Genomic DNA, 19,590 nt, shown 5'->3' with positions numbered 1-19,590 from the left:
CGCGTCATTCGGAAAGCTGGAACTCCACCACCTCGGCGAGCGCGTCGACCGCCTCGCGCAGCGCCGCCAATCGCTCGGAGGCCGACGGCGCCGACAGCACCGTGTAGAGGTCGGCCGTGCCGATGGGGATGCGAGAGGCCAACGCGTACAAGCGTTGTCCGGGGTCGCCGGCCGGGTCCTCGCCCAGCAGCGCCGCGCGGTCCGGCAGCGCCACGCCGCGCGCGTCGGCGATCCGCTCGAACAGCGCCATCACCCTGTCCTCGACCTCGACCAGCTGGGCGGCCGTGACCGGATCGCCCGGCTCGTCGGGCCACGCGGTCACGGTCGCCCGCGGGTAGGGGTCGTCGGGCAACCACTCGGAGACCCGGATCCGTTCGCCGGTCCGGCACTGCATGGAGTACCGCCCGCCACCGTGGTCGACGCATTCGGTGATCTCGGCCAACACCCCGACGTCGTAACGCACCTCGCCGCCGCCGACCTCGCGTCCCCGCGAGATCAGCACTACACCGAACGGGTCGCCGGTGTCCAGGCAGTGCCGGACCAGCGCGCCGTAGCGCGGCTCGAAGATCCGCAACGGCAGGTTTTGGTCGGGCAGCAGCGCCGACTCCAGCGGGAACATCGCCAACTCCATCAGATCTCCAGCTCGGCCACCAGCGCGTCGACCACCGCCCGCAGGTCGCCATCGTGTTCCTCGGCCACCCGGCGTTGCCGTTGATAAGAGGCGCCCACCCTGGGGATCTCGGCCACCGCCGCCAGCTCGTCGACGCAGTCCAACGATTTCGCCACGGGCTCAAGCCGATTCAGCACGTCGTCGAGGTCCTCGGTGACGAGCCGCTCGTTGCTGTCGGCGTCCTGGATGATGATGGCGTCCAGCCCGTAGCGGGCCGCGCGCCACTTGTTCTCCTGGTTGTGCCACGGCGGCATGGTCGGCAACGTCTCGTCGGCTTCCAGCCTGCGGTCCAGGTCCACCACCAGGCAGTGCGTCAGCGCCACCAACGCGCCCAGCTCCCGCAGGTTGGACACGCCGTCACAGATCCGTACCTCGAGGGTGCCCAGGTGCGGCGAAGGCCTGATGTCCCAACGGACTTCGTCGACGTGATCGATGATGCCGGTCTTCTTCTGGTCGTAGACGAACCCCTCGAACTCCGGCCAGGTCTGGAACTGGAACGGCAGGCCGGCGGTGGGCAACTGCTGGAACATCATCGCGCGGTTGCTGGCGTACCCGGTGTCCACCCCGGTCCACCACGGTGAGGACGCCGACAGCGCCAGCAGGTGCGGGTAGTACTTCAGCAGGGACGTCATGATCGGCATCACCTTGTGCGCCGAGGAGATTCCGACGTGCACGTGCACGCCCCAGATCAGCATCTGCCTGCCCCACCACTGCGTGCGCTTGATCAGTTCGGCGTAGCGGGGCGCGTCGGTGAGCTTCTGGGTGGACCACTGCGCGAACGGGTGGGCGCCGGCGCTGAAGAGTTCGATGCCCCGGTCGCGGACGATCCGCTGCGCGGGCCCGAGGGTTTCCCGCAGATCCTCCATGGCCTCGCCGGTGGACCTGCAGACGCCGCTGACGACCTCGACCGTGTTGCGCAGCAATTCCTTGTGTACGCGCGGGTTTTCGCCGATCTCGGCGATCACCGCGGTGGCCTCGTTGCTCAGGTCGCGGGTCTGCGCGTCGACGAGCGCGAACTCCCACTCCACGCCGAGGGTCGGCCTCGGTGACCGGGCGAAATCGATGCGCGCGTGGGCCCTGTTAGCCGGCACCGATCACACCGCACGCGACCCGCTTGCCGGCGTCACCGGTGCTCATCGTCATCTGGTCGGGGCCCGGGGTGCCGTTGGCCTGGTTGTACCGCTCCGGCGGGATGTTGGCGAAGTTGTCGGCGCCGGCGTGGATGATGATCGCCGTCTTCTGGCCGCTGAGCAGGTCGTCCATGGCGAAGGCGTCCGTCGTGGTCATCAGCATCCCGGACCCGTCCTTGCGCACCTGGAGCGAGGTGAGGTCACCGCTGGCGGGCTCGGCGGCGTGCCCGGGCGTCTGGAAGTGCCCGCCGGCGGACAGGAAATCGCCCGGCGCGCCACCGGTCGGGGCGACGGAGTTGGGCTCGCACTTGCCGACCTTGTGGATGTGCACCCCGTGGAAGCCGGGCGAGAGCACCCCGTTGGCGGTCGTCTCGATGGTGACCGTGGCGTAGCCGTTGTTGAACTGGAACGAGGCGGTCGCGACCTGGGTGCCGTCGGGCGCCTTCAGGTGGGTGACGATGCTCGGCCCCGACCGCGCGGCGACGGGCCCGCCCTCCGGCGTGCCGGTTCCCGACGGCGCCGGCGAACCGGTCCACACCGCCGGCGTGGTGCCCGGGGACGTCGAGGCGTGCTGGGGCGACGAGCACGCGCCGAGCAGCGCGACCGAAGTTGCTGCGGAGAGCGCGGAAACGGTGACGGCGGCAGTGCGGTAACCAGCGAGCTGAGGCATAGCGGAAGCCTAGCCGCTGACGGGTCAACCCGTAACGAGGACGATGACCCCGGGCGGTTGCCCGGTCAGCGCCGGGATGCGCGGTTCGACGGGCGCGCCCAGGATTTTGCCGACCGCGTCCGCGGTGGCGTGCTCGTCGTCGGCGTCGGTGTAATACACCGTGGTGGCCGAGACGTCGGGCACGGTCAGGTTGTCGACTTTGGTCACGTTGAAGCCGCCGGCCGTGAGCTGATCCTTGGTGCGCGACGCGACGCCCTCTTTTGTCGAGATGTTGTACACCTGCACCTCGGACCGGTTGGCCGCGGGCTTAGTGCTGGTCGGCGTGGCCGACGTGCTGGTGGCGGACGACGTGGACACCGCCGAGGCCGAGTCGTCCTCGGAGCTGCCGGACGACCCCAGCGCCTGCCAGCCGAGCAGCAGGAATACGACCCCCAGGAACAACAGCACCATCACCATCGCCCGCAGGGGCAGCCCCGTGGAGTCGGGGACTCGCTCTTTCATCGAGCCCACTGTAGCGAGTCAGGTCACCTCGAAGCCGAGGCGCCGCGCCGCCCGCGCCTTCTGCCGGCTGGCCCGCAGCCGCCGCAGCCGCTTCACCAGCATCGGGTCCGCGGCCAGCGCCTCGGGCCGGTCGACGAGCGCGTTGAGCACCTGGTAGTAGCGCGTCGCCGACATCGAGAACAGCTCTTTGATCGCTTCTTCTTTTACGCCCGCGAATTTCCACCACTGACGTTCGAAGGCGAGGATGTCGTGTTCGCGGCGGGTGAGGCCATCTGCGATCTCGGCATCGTCCCCCGATCGATTTGCCCGCGCCATGGCGCTGTCCATATAGCTTCCCCTGGACCCTTCCGGCGATTCTCGGCTGCTGTAGATGACTTGACTTACCTGAGGGCGTGTTTCGGCGAATATTGAATCACGGCGCAAACCCTCAAGCCGTCATCCAGACCCGCGAGTCGGCCGATTGGCTCAGATTGCCCGGAGAACACGGCCGGCTTCCGCCCGTGCGGGCGTGCGGTAGCTTAGCCGACCATGGCAGTCGTACCGATCCGGATCGTCGGGGATCCGGTCTTGCACACCCCGACGCAGCCGGTGCCGGTCGGCGCCGACGGATCGCTGCCGCCGGACCTGGCGGAGCTGATCGCCAACATGTACGACACCATGGATGCCGCACACGGAGTCGGCCTGGCCGCCAACCAGATCGGCGTCGGGTTGCGCGTCTTCGTCTACGACTGCGCCGACGACCGGGGCCGGACCGACCGGCGCCGCGGCGTGGTCGTCAACCCGGTGCTGGAAACCTCCGAGATCCCGGAGACGATGCCCGATCCGGACAACGACGACGAGGGCTGCCTCTCGGTCCCCGGCGAGTCGTTTCCCACCGGCCGCGCCAGCTGGGCGCGCGTCACCGGCCTCGACGCCGACGGCAAGGCCGTCGAGCTCGAGGGCACCGGCCTGTTCGCGCGCATGCTGCAGCACGAGACCGGGCATCTGGATGGCTTCCTGTACCTGGACCGGCTGATCGGTCGCCACGCCCGCAGCGCGAAGCGCGCCGTCAAGTCGCACGGCTGGGGCGTGCCGGGGCTGTCGTGGCTGCCGGGCGAGGGGCCGGACCCCTTCGGTCACTGATGTTCTCGTGGCCGGAGTTGGGCACGCGGGTGACGCTGCGCTACCGGCGCCCCCCCGGCTCGGTCCCGCCCCTGACCGACGCCGTGGGCCACCTGCTGGCGGTCGACCCGGTGGTGCGGGTGCGGACCAAGACGGGCGCGGTCACCGAGGTGTTGCCCGACGACGTGGTCGCGCTGCGGGTGCTGACCGACGCCCCGGTGCGCACCTCCGAAATCCGGGCGCTGGAGCGCGCGGCCGCCGACGCGTCGCCCGGCGTGGAACGCGCGTGGCTCGAGGGCTGGCTGCTACGCGCCGGGACCGGCGTGGATCTCGCTGTGCCGCTGGATGTTTCGGCCCGAGCAAGCGCCATTGCGGCGATCGCGGACTGGTATGAGCGCCGCGGCATGACGGCGCGCCTGGCGATACCCGATCGCTTGTTGCCGCTGCCGCCGGGGCTGAGCGCCGAACGCACAGAACGCGTCTTGGTGCGTGACGTCTCGGCGCCGGCGCGGGACGGCACGCGCTGGGTGGGCCTGCCGACGGCCGGCGACGACCCGGCCACCTACGAAGCGCAGTTGGCCCTGGCCGCGGCGCGCGGCGCGACCCGGGCCTATCTGGTCGTTGCGGACGATGACACCGGCATGCTGCGACTGGCCGACGCGCTGGGCTTCCGGGCGCACCACAGCCGCCGCTACTTTCCGGCCCGCTCCCCCGCCTGGGATACCGTCTAGCGATGCACGATGGCGGCGACCCGCAGCACCCGGCTCCGCCGCCCTTGCGATCGCCGCAGATTGATGGCGGCGACCCGCAGCGCCCGGCTTCGCCGCCCTTGCGATCGCCGCAGATTGATGGCGGCGACCCGCAGCGCCCGGCTTCGCCGCCCTTGCGATCGCCGCTGCGGCTGGCCACCTGGAACGTGAACTCGATTCGCAGTCGCCTGCCCCGCGTCCTCGACTGGCTGGCGCGCGCCGACGTCGACGTGCTGGCCATGCAGGAGACCAAATGTTCCGACAGCCAATTTCCCACGCTGCCGTTTTTCGAACTCGGCTACGAGGTGGCGCATGTCGGCTTCAATCAGTGGAACGGCGTGGCGATCGCCTCGCGGGTGGGCCTCGACGACGTGCAGATCGGATTCGACGGTCAGCCCACCTGGAGCAGCAAACCGGAGGTGGCAGCCACGGCCGAAGCCCGCGCGCTGGGCGCCACCTGCGATGGCGTCCGGGTCTGGAGCCTGTATGTGCCCAACGGCCGCGCGCTGGGCGACCCGCACTACACCTACAAGCTGGAATGGCTTGCCGCGCTGCGTGATACGGCGGCGGGGTGGTTGCGCGACGACCCCACCGCGCAGATCGCACTGGCCGGCGACTGGAACATCGCCCCGACCGACGACGACGTCTGGAGCACCGAATACTACGTCGGCGCCACCCACGTCTCCGAGCCGGAGCGCCGGGCGTTCGGCGCCATCGTCGAAGCCCAATTCACCGACGTGGTAAGGCCTTTCACGCCCGGTCCGGGGGTCTACACGTACTGGGACTACACCCAGCTCCGGTTTCCGAAACGGCAAGGCATGCGCATCGACTTCATCCTGGCCTCACCGGAATTGGCCACCCGCGTGACGGACGCCCAGATCGTGCGCGACGAGCGCAAGGGAAAGGCCGCCAGCGATCACGCACCGGTGCAAATCGACATAAGGCGAGGCTAAATCGCGTTGAACTCGTTCGCGCCGCGCCCATAACCAGGTTAAGCTCAGGCAAATTAAATGCGACTGCTCGTTGTCTGCGCGTTTGCAAGGTGGCAGGCTTTGATTTTGTTAGAACCGACGAACAGTGTTTTTTTGCCGTTAACGACGCGTTCAGCGGGTATAGCTCACCGGTGACGCGCGTTCGCGGCAAGGGCAGGAAAGCCAAGGAGTCATGATGAGTGTCATCGGCGGGGCAGTCCGAGGGGTGGGTCAAGCGGTGAATCGCGCGGCAAGCGCGACGACCGCGGCCGCCGGCGCCGTGGGTGGCGCGGCGGTGAACGGAGTCATCGGCGGCGTCACGGGGGCCGCCGAGGGCATCAAAAAGGGAATGAGCAGCGGCAGCCACTCGACGCCCGCGGCGGCGGTGGCCATCGGCGCGCTCGGCGTCGCGGGGCTGGTCGAGTGGCCGGTGCTGTTGGCGGTGGGCGGCGGTGCCCTGTTGCTGCAACGGCTGAGCCACCGGAACGGATCGGGCAACCCGGCGCCCAAGGCCAGCCTCAAGGCCGTGCCCGCGGAACCGGCGGAGCAGAAATCGGCGCCGCAGAAGGCGGCGCCACAGAAGGCGGCCGGCAAGTCGACGGCCAAGAAGGCGGCCGGGCGCCGGGCGGGCGGCACCGCGCTGCGTAGCACCAACTAACGGGACCGTTCGAAGCCGCTTTGAGCATTGCGACAGCGATACAACGATCTATGCCGTTGCGCGCCGTCGCGACGGGCATCCAGGCCACCACCTCGCTCGTCGAGGCCGGCATCACCATCGCCGCGATTCCGCTGCGCGAGGGCGCAAGGGCGATCGCGGGCGATCTGCCCCAGGAGAGTCCGGCAACACTGAGCCGCCGCTGCTGGCGCGGCGCCGAACGCGCCTGGATCGAGGTGCGGGGGCTGGACGGCGCTTCAGGTGACGAGCTCGGACGCTCGGTGCTCGACGCGCTGCTGGCCCACCCCGGCGTCGCATCCGCCGTCCTGAACTATCCGCTGTCGCGCGTCGTGGTCACCGTCTGCGACGCGGACACCTCGCTGCGCGACCTGTGCCGCATCGTCGACATCGCCGAGAAGCGTTGCGGCGCAGCCGAACCGCTGGCGCCCCCGACGAGCCTGCCGGGTGACGGCGTGGTGCTGGCGACCCGGGCTGCCACCGCGGCCGCCAGCGCGGCCGGGCTGGGCCTGGCGCTGACCGGCCGCGCGCTGCGCTGGCCGCGGATGCCGATCGGCGTCCTGGCGGGCGTGGTCGCCGTCGACTACCAACCGTGGCTGCGCCGCCTGCTCGAAGACCGCATCGGCCGGCCCGCGACCGACACGGCGCTGACCCTGGCCCTGACGGCCGCGGAAACCGTCACCCAGTCCCCCGCCTCGTTGTCCGTGGGCCTGCTGATGCAGTCGCTCAAGGCCGCCGAATGCCGCGCGGAGGCGCGCGCCTGGGTACACCACGAACCTCAGCTGGCCGGCCACGCCGACCATCCGCGCACCGACCCGTCGGCGGCGGCCAAGCCGCCGCGCGGCAGGCCGGACGACCACCACGCCGGCCGGTTCGCGCTCGTCCAGGCGGTCAGCGCCGGGATCGTCGGCGCCACCACCCGCAACCTCAACCAGGCGGCCCTGGCGGTCCTCGTGACCACCCCGGCGGCCAACCGCACGACGCCGGAGGCCTTCGCCGCGGCGCTGGGCCGGGGGCTGGCCGACCGGCACGCGGTCCTGGCGCTGCGCCCGGAGGCGCTGCGCCGCCTGGACCGGGTCGACGCGATCGTCATCGATCCCCGGGTGTTGTGCACCACGAGCTTGCGGGTGTCGCTGATTCGCGGCGCTTCCGAAGCCGAGCTGCCCGCCGCGTGGTCGCGCGCCCAGCTGATGCTGGAGAAGAACCGGTTGCGCCCGGGCTGGCATCCGGTGCCCGCGATATCGCCCAGCGCGCCGGACGCGGAAGTCGAGGCGCTGTTCTGCTTCACGCACGACCCGTTGGCGTCGGCCGTCGTCGGCGAGGCACACCGGACGGGATCGGAACTGGTTTCGGTCGAGGACGATTCGCTGGGCGAGCTGCGGCCCGCGTTCGACGAGATCCGGCCGCTGGGGCGGGGTTCCGTCGACGACGCGCTGGCCGGTGCCGTGGCGGACCTGCACGAGGCGGGCCGCACAGTCGCCGTGCTGTCATCGCCGGGGGCGCAAGCCATTTGGTCTGCCGACGTGGCGCTTGGCATGATGCCCGAGCCCGGCGACGGTCCCCCGCCGTGGTACGCCGACCTGTTGCTGCCCGACCTGGGGGCGGCCTGGCGGGTGCTGCACGCGCTCCCGGCCGCCCGGGCCGCCGCCCAGCGCGGCGTCGGGATCTCGGCGGGCGCAACGGCGATGGGCTCGCTGCTGATGATCCCCGGTGTCCGTGGCATCGGACGCGGGCCGGTGACCAGTGGCGCCGCGGCCGGCGCGCTGTCGGGATACCTGCTGGCGCGCGGCATCATCCGGGCGGACACGCCCCGCCCGGCCCCCGTTCAGGAATGGCATGCGATGGCCGTCGAGCAGGTCCGCCGGGCGTTGCCGCCACCCGAGTCGGAGCCCGACGGCGACCCGAGGCGCCTGGCGCTGGCCACCCTCGGGGCCCCACAGCCGGAAACGCGCGCGCATGCCTTCCTGCAGTTCGTGGCCGCGGTCCGCGCCGAGCTGACCGACCCGCTGACCCCCGTGCTGGCGCTCGGCTCGGCGGCCAGCGCGGTGCTCGGCTCGCCGGTCGACGCCGTACTGGTCTTCTCGGTGCTGGCCGGGAACTCCATGCTGGCGGCAAGCCAGCGGCTGCGCGCCGAAAACCGGTTGAATCACCTTCTTGCACAACAGATCCCACCGGCCCGCAAGGTAATCGCCGACGCTGACGGGGAGCGGACGTATGCCGACGTCATCGCGGCGCAGCTCCAGCCCGGCGACGTCATCGAGGTGCGCACCCACGAGGTGGTGCCCGCCGACGCCCGGATCATCGAGGAGGTCGACGTCGAGGTCGACGAGTCGACGCTGACCGGTGAGTCGCTGTCGGTGGAGAAGCAGGTGGAGCCGACACCGGGCGCCGCGCTCGCCGAACGCCGCTGCATGCTGTACGCGGGGACGACCGTCGTCGCGGGAACCGCGGTGGCGGTGGTGACCGCGGTCGGGGCCGACACCCAGGAACGCCGCGCCGCAGAACTGGTCTCCGGTGACCTGTCGTCGGACATCGGCCTGCAGCATCAACTGAGCCAGCTCACCAACCGCGCCTTCCCGGTCAGCATGACCGGCGGCGCGCTGGTCAGCGCGCTGGCGCTGCTGCGGGGCTCGGTGCTGCGCCAGGCGGTCGCCAGCGGCATCGCCATCGCCGTGGCGGCGGTGCCCGAGGGCATGCCGTTGGTGGCGACGCTGGCGCAGGCGGCGTCGGCGCGGCGGCTCACCAAATTCGGCGCGCTGGTGCGCGTCCCGCGCTCGGTGGAGGCGCTCGGCCGCATCGACGTGGTCTGCTTCGACAAGACCGGAACGCTCAGCCAGAACCGGTTGCGGGTGGCCGAAGTGGTTGCGGCGCCGAGCGCTTCGCGCGAGGAGGTGTTGCGCTGCGCCGCGCACGCCGCCCCGCCGTCCAACGGCGGCCCGCACGCGCACGCCACCGATGTCGCGATCCTCGAGGCCGCCGCGTCCGTCAACGGCCACAGCTCAAGCGCACCCGTCGCGCACCTGCCGTTCCGCTCCGGCCGGTCCTTCTCGGCCTCCGTGACGGACACCGAACTGGCCGTCAAGGGCGCCCCCGAAGTCGTGTTGGCCGCCTGCGGCGACGTGGGCCCCGCCCTGGAGGAGACGGTGGCCTCGATGGCCGGCCGGGGGCTGCGGGTGATCGCGGTGGCGCGGCGGCAGCTGAGTTCCGCCCAGGCCCAAGCCATTCGGCAGGATCCCGACGAGATCGCCGACTTCGCCCGCGACGGGCTGACGCTGACCGGGTTCCTCGGCCTGTCCGACACACCGCGCGCCGAGGCGGCGGGCCTGCTCGCGGATCTGCGCCGGCTGTCGGTGGGCGTCAAGCTGATCACGGGCGACCACCCGATCACCGCCCAGGCCATCGCCGAGGAGCTCGGGCTCAGCGTGACCGCCGAGCAGGTGATCAGCGGCGCCGAGTGGGATGCGTTGTCCCGCAAGGATCAAGAGCGCGTCGTGACCGAGCGGGTGATCTTCGCCCGGATGACACCGGAGAACAAGGTCCAGGTCGTTCAGACCCTCGAGAGCGCGGGGGTGCGCACGGCGATGGTCGGGGACGGGGCCAACGACGCCGCCGCCATTCGGGCGGCCACGGTCGGCATCGGCGTCGTCGCCGGCGGCAGCGACCCGGCGCACATGGCCGCCGACGTGGTACTGGTCGACGCCCGCATCGAGGGCCTGCTGCACGCCATCGAAGAGGGACGCCAACTCTGGCAACGGGTGCAGGCCGCGGTGTCCGTGCTGCTCGGCGGCAATGCCGGCGAGGTGTTGTTCGCCATCGTCGGCAGCGCGATAACCGGGACCTCACCGCTGAACACGCGGCAGCTGCTGTTGGTGAACATGATGACCGACGCGCTGCCGGCCGCGGCCCTCGCGGTGAGCAAGCCCAGCGGCCCGGTCGACCCGGGCATCCGGGGCCCGGATCAGCCCGCGTTGTGGCGCGCCGTCGCCATCCGCGGCGTCACCACGGCGGCCGCGACGACGGCGGCGTGGGCGATGGGCAGCGTCACCGGCCGCCCGCAGCGCGCGTCCACCGTGGCGCTGGTCGCGCTGGTGGGCGCCGAGCTGGGTCAAACGCTGCTGGATTCACACGCCCCGCTGGTGGTGTTCACCGCGGTGGGATCGCTGGCCGCGATGGGAACGCTGATCAGCATCCCCGTGGTCAGCCAACTGCTGGGATGCACACCGCTGGGTCCGGTCGGCTGGGCGCAGGGGCTGGGATCCGCCGCTGCGGCGACCGTCGCGATCGGGATTGCGAATCGTGCGCTGACGGGTCCGGACAAATCCGTCGCGGCCCCCGGTGAGGTGGGTGAACCTCTACGACCCCGGCCCGCCACAGCAGCGCATAGAGTTCCTGTAACGGCACCTTCAGCACCCGAGCAATAGAGGAAACTAGCGGATCGCCCCCGGCGTCGGTCATCGTCGACATAAGTCCGACGGTGGCCGCAGCACCCGGCGAGGCGGCAAACCCTTCGTTACTGAAAGGCAAATGATGGCGGAAAAGAAGTCACGCAGGGGAACGTCGCAGCGCGAGGCGGTGGAAAAGATCCGCGAAGGCGAGACGTTCGTCGTCAACCTTCCGGTCGTCGGCCAGATGGAGATTCCGCGGCCGGAGCAGCTGGCCTACTTCGGGGGCCTGGCCGCCCTGGCGGCGTTCGAACTCATCGACTGGCCGGTCGCCGTGGTCATCGCCGCTGGACACTTCCTGGCCGCCAACCACCACAACAAGCTCCTCGAAGAGCTCGGCGAGGCGATGGAAGAGGCCTGACCAGGCCTAACCGCTCCGGACGGCCCGGTCGAACCGCAACGTGACCCTGGTGCCCCCCGCGGTGCGCAGCGTGTCGACGTGATCGGCCAGCCCGCCGATCAAGGTCAGACCGCGGCCGCGCCGCCGGCTGCGCAGGCTGGCCGAGGAATCGCCCACCCACCGGCCGGTGTCGCTGATCGTGACGGCCAACGTGTGCTGGCGCAGGAAGGCCTCCACGGACACCGTCCGGCGCGGCTCGCCGTCGCTGCCGTGCTCAATCGCGTTGGTCACGGCTTCGCCGGTCGCCAGCAGGATGTCCAGCTCGCGCTTGGGGTCGACGGCCATGCCGGCCAGCCAGTTGCGTAGCCGGTCGCGCGCGACGGGAATCTGCCCCGGCGCAGCCGTGACCACGGTGGCGAAGCTGCGTGGGGTCTCGTGGCACGCCCGCAGCGCGAGCAGGACGACGTCGTCGCGGTAAGCGGTGGGCGGGGCCATCCGGGACAGCACCTCGGCGCAGACCGACTCGACGGGAAGGTCGACGCAGTCCGCGGCCGCGGCCCGCAGCCGGGCCAAGCCGTCGTCCAGCGTCTCGCCGACCCGCTCGATCAGGCCATCGGTGTACAGCAGGATCAGGCTCCCGGGTGGCAGGTTCGCCGTCGCGGTGGCGTCGGCCGGGTAGCTCTCGGCGTCGTGTTCCTTGATGGCGACCGGCAGGCGCCGGCCCGCGGTCAGGAACAGCGCGCGACGGTCGGGGTACACCACTAGCGGGTAGGGGTGGCCGGCGCAGCTGTAGCTGACGGTGGCGCAACCGGTGTCCGGCTCCGTCTCGACGAGGGCGTAGGCCACCGTCGCGCAACGCGCCCCCGCGACGCTGGCCCCGTACCGGTCCAGCGCACCCAGCACCGCGCCCGGTTCTCCCGCCGTCAGGGCCGAGGCCGCCACCGCGGCGCGCAGCCTGCTCATCACGATCGCGGCGGCCAACCCGTGGCCGACGACGTCGCCCACCGATATCGCGACCCGGTGGGTGCGATCCAGCGGCGTGACCGAATACCAGTCCCCGCCTACGCGCATCGCCTCGCCCGCGGGCTGATACACGGCGGCCACCACCGCGGCCGTCGAGCCGCGGTCCAGGTCCAGCAGCTGCTCCTGGAAGTCGACCGCGATGCGGTGCTCGCTCGCCAGGACGCGGACCCGGTCCACGGCCGAGGACGTCAGCTCGGCCATTCGGCCGAACGCATCGAGTTCGGCGGCGTCGAATTGGCGCGGCGTGGGCCACAGCAGGGCAAGCACCCCGACGACGCGATCCGCGTGATCCCGCAACGGGTGGGCCACGCAGGCGCGAACGCTGCCGGCGGTGTCCTGCACCGCGTGCTGGTAGCGCGGCGGCAGGTCGAACGTGTCCGGGACCACCATCGACTCGCCGGTGCGCACGACGTCGGCGCCGACCACCGGGGAGTCGAGCGTGGTCACGTGGTAGCGGTCGCGCAGTTCGCCGGGCAGGTGGCCGGCGTATTCGAACCGGATGTGGCGTTCGCCGTCGAAGATGCCGATCGTGACGGTGGCGGCGTCGGCGGAGCCGAACGAGGATTCCAGCAAGGCGTCGAGGATCCCGGCGACCGTGTCGGCGGCCTGCAGCGCGGAGTCGAGCAGCACCAGGTCCGACGCCGCCGCGCGACGCTGGCGGTCGCGCTCGCGCGCCACCGCGGCCAGCCGCGACTTCACCCGGTCGATCAGCTCCTGGGAGCGGAACGGCTTGGGCAGGTAATCGTCGGCGCCACCGGCGTAGCCCTCGTCGATCGCCTCCGCCCCCGCCCGGGCCGACAGCATGAGGACCGGCGTGGCCGCCAGTTGCGGATCCGCGCGGATGGCCGCCACCAGTCCGAAGCCGTCGATGCCGGGCATCATGACGTCGGTGACGACCGCGTCCGGGCGCAGCTTCCGTGTCATCGCCAGCGCCGACTCTCCGTCGGCGGCGAGCACGGTCTCCCAATGGGCCGACAGCACCCGATCGAGATGGTGCCGCATGTCGGCGTTGTCGTCGGCGATGAGCACCAGCTGGCGCGACCTCTCGGGCGCGGGAGCCGGCCCGTCGCCCCCCGAGACGGGCGTGAGCCATTGCCGGGCCTCGGCCACATAGGGGTTGCTCTCGTCCAGCTGGCTGGCCGTCGCCTGATCCGCCTCGGTACCGATCGATCGCGGCAGCCGGACGGTCACCGTGGTCCCCCGGTCCAGTTCGCTGTCGATCTCCACGGTTCCGCTGTGCAGCTCGACGAGCCCGCGCACCAGCGAGAGCCCGATGCCGGTGCCCTCCACGCTCCGGCCGCGCAGGTTGTCCGCGCGGTAAAAGCGGTCGAACAGGCGGTCGAGGTCTTCGGCGGCGATCCCCACGCCGGTGTCGCGCATGGTGACGACGCAATACCCGGGCTCGGCACGCACCTGGACCGAAATCGAGCCCCGCAGCGTGTATTTCACCGCGTTGGACAGCAGGTTCAGGATGATCGTCTCCCACATGCCCGGGTCGACGTCGGCCAGCACCGGGGAACAGTCGACGACGAGCTCGAGCCCCGCCCGGCGGCAGAGCTCGGTGAACGACGACGCGATGTGGGCGGTCAGCGCACCGACATCGGTGCATGCCAGCTTCGCGTTCGCGCGGCCGGCCTCGATGCGGGAGAAGTCGAGCAGCGATTCGACCAGGCGCTGCAGCCGCCGCGCGTTGCGGCCCGCCGTGCTCAACCGGTCCGCCAGCACGCTGTCCAGCGCCGCGTCGGACAGCGCGTCGTCGAGCGGCCCGAGCAGCAGCGTCAGCGGCGTGCGGAACTCGTGGCTGACGTTGGTCAGAAACGCCGTCTTCGCCCGGTCCAGCTCGGCCAGCGCGTCGGCCCGCTGCCGTTGCTGCTCGTAGGAGACAATCTGCGCGAACGTCGACGTGAGCTGGTCGGCGAGCAGCTGGCAGAAGCCGCGGTACTGCGTGTCCAGCGGGCGGCGGGGACTGAGGCCGACCACCAGCGCCCCCGCGGCCGCCGCCTCGCCGAGCGGCAACACCAGGCCCTGTCGGGGACATTCCTCGCCGAAAAGCTCCGCGATACCCGGGACTACATCCTCGAGCCGGTCGATGACGCGCGCCGCTCGCGCACGTGGCGTCTTGTCCCAACCGGTGAGCTCGGCCAGCGAGCCCGGCAGCAGGCGGCGGACGGCGGGCGTCGCCCCGCGCAGCGTGCTGTTGCGCGCGCCCTCCCCGTCGCCTGCCACATAGACGGCGATGAACGGCAGGTCCAGCGGTTGTGCCCCACAAACCGCGACGGCGCTACTCACCGCGTCGTCGATGGCGCGCGCGTCCATGACGGCGGTCGCCACCGCGTTGAGCAGGTGCAGCCGCCGCCCGCTCAAGACCCGGTCGGTCGTTTCGATCACCGCGCAGAAAATCGCGGTGACCGGGCCCTCGCCGCCGATGATGGGGCTGTAGGTGAACGTGAAGTAGCGCTCCTGCGACTGACCGGCCGTCATCAGCGGCAACATCAGGTCGTCGGACCACGTGGCGACGCCGGTCTCCATCACGCTGGTGAGCATCGGCGAGATCTGCGGCCAGATCTCCGACCACACCTGCTCGGCGCGCGAACCCAGGGCGGCTGGGTGTTTGTCCCCCAGGATTTGCGCGTAGCCATCGTTGTACATCAGGAACAGGTCGCCAGGGCAGAGCCAGAGCACGATGGGAAACCTCGAAGTGAGCGCGACCGCCACGGCCACCCGTACCTCGGCCCGCCAGTCGGCGGGCGACCCCAACGGATGGGAGGCCCAGTCGAATTCGGCGAACCGGCGGCCCATCTCCCCGCCCAAACCGACCGCAGCCGCAAGATCGGCCGGCAGCGCCGGGGTCATTGCGGTCGCTTGTGTTGCAGCGCCTCGGACAGCGTGGGGTAGATGTCGAAGATGCGGTCCAGCTCGGTCACCTGGATAGGGCGAAGCACGGGGTCGTGGTCCGCGACCAGCCTGACTGGCGTGCCCGCTTCCTTGCCCGCGTCGTGGCACTCGAGCATGGCGTTCAGCGCGGCGCTGCCGAAGAAGTCGACCGCTTGCAAGTCGACGACGACCAGCCGGGCCGGGTGTGACTCGGCCAGCTTGAGCGCGGCGTTCAGCTGGGCGTTGACCTCATCGACGGTACTGGAGTCGACACCACCCTTGACGCGCACCACAACCGCGTCATCGAGAGACTCGTGTTCCACCGCCAACAACTTCTGTGCCTTTCGCAACCGTTCCGACGCGGTGCGCGCCGCTCGCAGTGCCTAGGAACACTAACGGTTTGCGGGCCGGCGCGTTCGCGTATTCCACTGGTTACCCAACGGACTCGTCGGATATCCGTTCATGCACCGTCAGCAGGACGTGATCAAACTGACTCTGCACCGCGGATGTGGCGCCGTCCAACGTGGTGACCTCGGCGAGCAGTTGCCGGGCCAGCGACCGCAGCTTCACATTGGTCTCCTGCGACCGCCACTGCAGCACCCGGAAGGCCTGCTCGGCGCTGACCCGATACACGTACATCAGCACCCCCTTCGCCTGCTCGATCGCCGCGCGGCTTTCGAACAGGTCGGGCAGTGCCTCGTCGAGCACCTCCTGCCGGGTCTCGTCCAAGGTGTTGGTGAGGTCGATGTAGTAGCCGGCGGTGCCCACCACGGCGCCCGACTCGTCGTGCATGCGGTCGGCCACCACGATCGCGTCGTGGACTCTGCCCGCCGTGTCGAGGAACCGGTGCCGGCTGGAGAACGACTCCGCGGACTCGAGCGCGTAGTCGAGCACCTCCTGGACGTGCCGACGGTCGTCGGGGTGCTTGTGCGACAACAACAGCTTCGTCGTCGGCTCGACGGTCCCCGGTTCGTATCCGTGCATCCTGGCGACCTCGTCGGACCACTCCCAGCGCTCGCCGATGAACCAGAACCGGAAGGCGCCGACGTTGAGATAGCGGGCGACCGCCTCGACGGGGCCCAGCTGTTGGCCGCGGGCACCGGCGGGTGTCGACCCGTCCGTCTCCCCTTGCTCTTGCACGTTTGCATTTTTCCATTCGGCGGATAAACCCGGCTACCGCCCCGGCGGATTGGCCGCCCACCTGCCGAGTGGCCTGGGGTGGGGGTAACGTCGCGGGCGGAACATCCAAATACGCGGGAGCGCACGTCGAATGCGCTGAGAGGACGGCTTGCGGCCGTCGACCGTACGAACCTGACCGGGTAATGCCGGCGTAGGGAGATGAAGAAATGACCGATGTACTTTCCAAAGCCGTCGAGGCGTCCGTCACCACGGGACCGATCGCGGGCAGCAGCAAGGTCTACCGCGAGCTGGACGGCGGTGCGCGCGTGCCGTTCCGGCGCGTGCACCTGTCCACCGGGGACCACTTCGACCTGTACGACACCTCTGGCCCGTACACCGACCCGGACGCGGTGATAGACGTGACGGCCGGGCTGCCGCCGCGGCCCGGGGTGGTCCGCGACCGCGGCACCCAGTTGCAGCGGGCCCGGGCCGGCGAGATCACCGCCGAGATGGCATACATCGCCGCCCGCGAGGACATGCCCGCCGAGCTGGTGCGCGACGAGGTCGCGCGCGGCCGCGCGGTGATCCCCGCCAACCACAACCACCCCGAGATCGAACCGATGATCATCGGCAAGGCCTTCGCGGTGAAGGTCAACGCCAACATCGGCAACTCCGCGGTGACGTCGTCGATCGCCGAGGAGGTCGACAAGATGGTGTGGGCCACCCGCTGGGGTGCGGACACCATCATGGACCTGTCCACCGGCAAGAACATCCACGAAACCCGCGAGTGGATCCTGCGCAACTCCCCCGTCCCGGTCGGCACCGTGCCGATCTACCAGGCGCTGGAAAAGGTCAAGGGCGACCCGACGGAACTGACGTGGGAGATCTACCGCGACACCGTGATCGAGCAGTGCGAGCAGGGCGTGGACTACATGACCGTGCACGCCGGCGTGCTGCTGCGGTATGTGCCGCTGACCGCCAAGCGGGTCACCGGGATCGTGTCGCGCGGCGGCTCGATCATGGCGGCCTGGTGCCTGGCACATCATCGGGAGTCGTTCCTCTACACCAACTTCGAGGAGCTCTGCGACATCTTCGCCCGCTACGACGTCACCTTCTCGCTCGGTGACGGGTTGCGGCCGGGCTCCATCGCCGACGCCAACGACGCCGCGCAGTTCGCCGAGCTGCGCACGCTGGGCGAACTGACCAAGATCGCGAAAGCCCATGGCGCACAGGTGATGATCGAGGGCCCCGGGCACGTCCCGATGCACAAGATCGTCGAGAACGTGCGGCTCGAAGAGGAGCTGTGCGAGGAGGCCCCGTTCTACACCCTGGGCCCGCTGGCCACCGACATCGCACCGGCCTACGACCACATCACGTCGGCGATCGGCGCGGCGATCATCGCCCAGGCCGGCACCGCGATGCTGTGCTACGTGACACCCAAGGAACACCTCGGGCTGCCGGACCGCAAGGACGTCAAGGACGGGGTGATCGCCTACAAGATCGCCGCCCACTCCGCAGACCTGGCCAAGGGCCATCCGCGGGCCCAGGAGCGCGACGATGCGTTGAGCACCGCACGCTTCGAGTTCCGCTGGAACGACCAGTTCGCGTTGTCGTTGGACCCCGACACCGCACGGGAATTCCACGACGAGACCCTGCCTGCCGAGCCCGCCAAGACGGCGCACTTCTGCTCGATGTGCGGGCCCAAGTTCTGCTCCATGCGGATCACCGCCGACGTTCGGGCCTACGCTGCCGAGCACGGGCTCGACAGCGAGGAGGCGATCGAGGCGGTCATGAACGAGGGCATGGCCGAGAAGTCGCGCGAGTTCGCCGAGCACGGCAACCGGGTGTACCTGCCGATCAGCCAGCAGTGATCCAACCGCTCCCGGTGCTGCCGCTGGCACCCCCGGGCGCCACGCCGCTGCGCGTGCTGTCCATCGCCGGGTCCGACTCGGGGGGCGGCGCCGGCATCCAGGCCGACATGCGCACCATGGCGCTACTCGGCGTGCACGCCTGCGTCGCGGTCTCCGCGGTCACCGTGCAGAACACGTTAGGCGTCAAGGGCTTTCACGAGGTGCCCGACGATGTCGTGGCCGCCCAGATCGAGGCGGTGGTGACCGACATCGGCGTGCAGGCCGCCAAGACCGGGATGCTGGCGTCGTCAACCATCATCGGCGCGGTGGCCGCCGCCTGGCGCCGGCTGGGTCTGACGGTCCCGCTCGTCGTCGATCCGGTGTGCGCGTCCATGCACGGCGACGCGTTGCTGGCTGCGTCGGCGCTGGATTCGCTTCGCGACCAATTGTTTCCGCTGGCCACGCTGGTGACGCCGAACCTCGACGAGGTGCGGCTGCTGGTGGGCGTCGACGTCGTGGATGTGGGGTCTCAGCGCGAGGCGGCCAAGGCCCTGCACGCGCTGGGGCCGCGGTGGGCACTGGTCAAGGGCGGCCACCTGCGGTCGTCGGATCGCAGCTGTGACCTGCTCTACGACGGTGCGTCCTGGTATGAGTTCGACGCCGAGCGGCTGCCCGGCGGCAACGACCACGGCGGCGGCGACACGCTGGCCACCGCGATCGCGTGCGCGCTGGCGCACGGCTACTCCGTGCCCGACGCGGTCGGGTTCGGGAAGCGGTGGGTCACCGAGTGCCTGCGCGCCTCCTATCCGTTGGGCCATGGACACGGGCCCGTCTCACCACTGTTTCGGTTGTCATGAACCTGGACCGGATCGCCGGTGTGGCGCACGAACCCGATCGGCCCGCCGCGGGTGTGGTGGTACTGACCCACGGCGCGGGTGGCAACCGGGATTCGCCGCTGCTGCAACAGGTTTGCGAGGAGTGGGCGCGGCGCGGCTGGCTCGCGGTCCGGTACAACCTGCCCTACCGGCGACGCCGCCCCAGCGGACCGCCGTCCGGCTCGGCGGCCGCCGACCGCGCCGGAATCGTCGAGGCGATCACGCTGTGCCGCGACCTCGCCGAGGGTCCGCTGATCGCAGGCGGACATTCCTATGGCGGCCGGCAGACGTCCATGGTGGTGGCCGACCGGGAGGCTTCCGTGGACCTGTTGACGCTATTCTCGTACCCGGTGCATCCGCCGGGAAAGCCGGAGCGCGCGCGCACCGAGCACCTACCCGACATCAGGGTGCCGACCGTCTTCACGCACGGGACGTCGGACCCCTTCGGCACGCCCGAGGAGCTGCGCGCCGCCGCCGCACTGGTCACCGGCACCACGGCGGTCGTCGAGATCGCCGGCGCCCGGCACGATCTGCGGTCCAAGACGCTGAACGTGGCGGCACTGGCGGTCGAGGCCGCCCTCCAGTTGCTCGGGCGGAATTAG

The 19,590-nt window shown here is 70.6% G+C and carries 17 protein-coding genes, 1 pseudogene and 1 riboswitch; of the genes and pseudogenes, 9 read left to right on the top strand and 9 right to left on the bottom strand.

Annotation, left to right across the window (positions count from 1 at the left end; translation table 11 throughout):
* Positions 1-4 precede the first annotated feature (4 nt).
* The 5 genes from A5691_RS22245 to A5691_RS22225 are packed head-to-tail and all read right to left on the bottom strand — an operon-like array spanning position 5 to position 3,298.
* On the bottom strand, positions 5-631 hold the full coding sequence (locus tag A5691_RS22245) for an LON peptidase substrate-binding domain-containing protein (RefSeq protein ID WP_067783615.1): 627 nt from the start codon (positions 629-631) through the stop codon (positions 5-7).
* Positions 631-1,761 (bottom strand): glutamate--cysteine ligase, encoded by a 1,131-nt coding sequence (locus tag A5691_RS22240; RefSeq protein WP_067755396.1) that lies wholly within the window; start codon positions 1,759-1,761, stop codon positions 631-633. The genes A5691_RS22245 and A5691_RS22240 overlap by 1 nt, the downstream gene beginning before the upstream one ends.
* Complete coding sequence (locus A5691_RS22235) at positions 1,751-2,470, bottom strand: superoxide dismutase family protein (protein ID WP_068018940.1); 720 nt, start codon at positions 2,468-2,470, stop codon at positions 1,751-1,753. Before A5691_RS22235 ends, A5691_RS22240 begins: the two co-directional genes overlap by 11 nt.
* Before the next feature lie 24 nt (positions 2,471-2,494).
* Positions 2,495-2,971 (bottom strand): LytR C-terminal domain-containing protein, encoded by a 477-nt coding sequence (locus tag A5691_RS22230; protein ID WP_067755403.1) that lies wholly within the window; start codon positions 2,969-2,971, stop codon positions 2,495-2,497.
* A gap of 18 nt (positions 2,972-2,989) precedes the next feature.
* Entirely contained in the window at positions 2,990-3,298 is a 309-nt protein-coding gene (locus A5691_RS22225; RefSeq protein ID WP_007167558.1) for a DUF3263 domain-containing protein, read from the bottom strand.
* Between the two features lie 201 nt (positions 3,299-3,499).
* On the opposite strand from A5691_RS22225, the gene A5691_RS22220 reads away from it, so the two are divergent.
* The 5 genes from A5691_RS22220 to A5691_RS22200 all read left to right on the top strand — a co-directional run bounded on the left by A5691_RS22220 (position 3,500) and on the right by A5691_RS22200 (position 10,886).
* Positions 3,500-4,093, top strand: a complete 594-nt coding sequence (locus A5691_RS22220) for a peptide deformylase (RefSeq protein WP_067755406.1) — start codon at positions 3,500-3,502, stop codon at positions 4,091-4,093.
* Positions 4,093-4,803: a GCN5 family acetyltransferase gene (locus A5691_RS22215; protein WP_067891320.1), complete on the top strand. Its 711-nt coding sequence runs from the start codon at positions 4,093-4,095 to the stop codon at positions 4,801-4,803. The genes A5691_RS22220 and A5691_RS22215 overlap by 1 nt, the downstream gene beginning before the upstream one ends.
* A gap of 164 nt (positions 4,804-4,967) precedes the next feature.
* Complete coding sequence (locus tag A5691_RS22210) at positions 4,968-5,774, top strand: exodeoxyribonuclease III (protein WP_067783627.1); 807 nt, start codon at positions 4,968-4,970, stop codon at positions 5,772-5,774.
* Between the two features lie 214 nt (positions 5,775-5,988).
* Positions 5,989-6,450: a hypothetical protein gene (locus A5691_RS22205; protein WP_067755425.1), complete on the top strand. Its 462-nt coding sequence runs from the start codon at positions 5,989-5,991 to the stop codon at positions 6,448-6,450.
* 50 nt (positions 6,451-6,500) lie between these two features.
* Positions 6,501-10,886 (top strand): cation-translocating P-type ATPase, encoded by a 4,386-nt coding sequence (locus A5691_RS22200; RefSeq protein WP_156675731.1) that lies wholly within the window; start codon positions 6,501-6,503, stop codon positions 10,884-10,886.
* Here the strand turns inward: A5691_RS22200 and A5691_RS28960 are convergent.
* A pseudogene (locus tag A5691_RS28960) lies at positions 10,852-10,929 on the bottom strand (hypothetical protein); the annotation flags it as partial. The gene A5691_RS22200 and the pseudogene A5691_RS28960 overlap by 35 nt on opposite strands.
* Before the next feature lie 63 nt (positions 10,930-10,992).
* Between A5691_RS28960 and A5691_RS22195 the strand changes: the two are divergent.
* A complete protein-coding gene (locus A5691_RS22195; RefSeq protein ID WP_139273001.1) occupies positions 10,993-11,268 on the top strand; it encodes a hypothetical protein in 276 nt (91 codons plus the stop codon).
* A gap of 6 nt (positions 11,269-11,274) precedes the next feature.
* Here the strand turns inward: A5691_RS22195 and A5691_RS22190 are convergent, their stop codons facing one another.
* The 3 genes from A5691_RS22190 to A5691_RS22180 form a co-directional block, all read right to left on the bottom strand.
* Complete coding sequence (locus A5691_RS22190; RefSeq protein ID WP_068018938.1) at positions 11,275-15,123, bottom strand: SpoIIE family protein phosphatase; 3,849 nt, start codon at positions 15,121-15,123, stop codon at positions 11,275-11,277.
* A complete protein-coding gene (locus tag A5691_RS22185) occupies positions 15,120-15,476 on the bottom strand; it encodes an STAS domain-containing protein (RefSeq protein WP_067755417.1) in 357 nt (118 codons plus the stop codon). Before A5691_RS22185 ends, A5691_RS22190 begins: the two co-directional genes overlap by 4 nt.
* Before the next feature lie 100 nt (positions 15,477-15,576).
* Positions 15,577-16,227 carry a PAS and ANTAR domain-containing protein gene (locus A5691_RS22180; RefSeq protein WP_067755429.1) on the bottom strand — a complete coding sequence of 217 codons (651 nt, stop codon included), beginning with the start codon at positions 16,225-16,227 and terminating at the stop codon, positions 15,577-15,579.
* A gap of 160 nt (positions 16,228-16,387) precedes the next feature.
* Positions 16,388-16,498: riboswitch (TPP riboswitch) on the top strand.
* Here A5691_RS22180 and thiC point away from each other — a divergent pair.
* The 3 genes from thiC to A5691_RS22165 all read left to right on the top strand — a co-directional run bounded on the left by thiC (position 16,491) and on the right by A5691_RS22165 (position 19,590).
* Positions 16,491-18,134: a phosphomethylpyrimidine synthase ThiC gene (gene thiC, locus A5691_RS22175; protein WP_068018935.1), complete on the top strand. Its 1,644-nt coding sequence runs from the start codon at positions 16,491-16,493 to the stop codon at positions 18,132-18,134. (Overlaps the previous riboswitch by 8 nt.)
* Positions 18,134-18,970 carry a bifunctional hydroxymethylpyrimidine kinase/phosphomethylpyrimidine kinase gene (gene thiD, locus A5691_RS22170; RefSeq protein ID WP_067891342.1) on the top strand — a complete coding sequence of 279 codons (837 nt, stop codon included), beginning with the start codon at positions 18,134-18,136 and terminating at the stop codon, positions 18,968-18,970. The genes thiC and thiD overlap by 1 nt, the downstream gene beginning before the upstream one ends.
* Positions 18,967-19,590, top strand: coding sequence for an alpha/beta family hydrolase (locus A5691_RS22165; RefSeq protein WP_067747886.1), 624 nt, complete (start codon positions 18,967-18,969; stop codon positions 19,588-19,590). Before thiD ends, A5691_RS22165 begins: the two co-directional genes overlap by 4 nt.

The sequence above is a fragment of the Mycobacterium sp. E183 genome (assembly GCF_001667735.1).
Taxonomy (GTDB): Bacteria; Actinomycetota; Actinomycetes; order Mycobacteriales; family Mycobacteriaceae; genus Mycobacterium.
The sequence above is the reverse complement of the archived record's forward strand: the minus strand, read 5'-3'. Positions and strand labels throughout refer to the sequence as shown.

Bases quoted from the DNA above. Each gene is read 5' to 3' on its own strand.
- thiC (WP_068018935.1), top strand. From the start codon at position 16,491: ATGACCGATGTACTTTCCAAAGCCGTCGAGGCGTCCGTCACCACGGGA.
- A5691_RS22230 (WP_067755403.1), bottom strand. From the start codon at position 2,971: ATGAAAGAGCGAGTCCCCGACTCCACGGGGCTGCCCCTGCGGGCGATG.
- A5691_RS22165 (WP_067747886.1), top strand. From the start codon at position 18,967: ATGAACCTGGACCGGATCGCCGGTGTGGCGCACGAACCCGATCGGCCC.
- A5691_RS22220 (WP_067755406.1), top strand. From the start codon at position 3,500: ATGGCAGTCGTACCGATCCGGATCGTCGGGGATCCGGTCTTGCACACC.
- A5691_RS22190 (WP_068018938.1), bottom strand. From the start codon at position 15,123: ATGACCCCGGCGCTGCCGGCCGATCTTGCGGCTGCGGTCGGTTTGGGC.
- A5691_RS22195 (WP_139273001.1), top strand. From the start codon at position 10,993: ATGGCGGAAAAGAAGTCACGCAGGGGAACGTCGCAGCGCGAGGCGGTG.
- A5691_RS22205 (WP_067755425.1), top strand. From the start codon at position 5,989: ATGAGTGTCATCGGCGGGGCAGTCCGAGGGGTGGGTCAAGCGGTGAAT.
- A5691_RS22200 (WP_156675731.1), top strand. From the start codon at position 6,501: ATGCCGTTGCGCGCCGTCGCGACGGGCATCCAGGCCACCACCTCGCTC.
- A5691_RS22215 (WP_067891320.1), top strand. From the start codon at position 4,093: ATGTTCTCGTGGCCGGAGTTGGGCACGCGGGTGACGCTGCGCTACCGG.
- A5691_RS22225 (WP_007167558.1), bottom strand. From the start codon at position 3,298: ATGGACAGCGCCATGGCGCGGGCAAATCGATCGGGGGACGATGCCGAG.
- A5691_RS22245 (WP_067783615.1), bottom strand. From the start codon at position 631: ATGGAGTTGGCGATGTTCCCGCTGGAGTCGGCGCTGCTGCCCGACCAA.
- A5691_RS22235 (WP_068018940.1), bottom strand. From the start codon at position 2,470: ATGCCTCAGCTCGCTGGTTACCGCACTGCCGCCGTCACCGTTTCCGCG.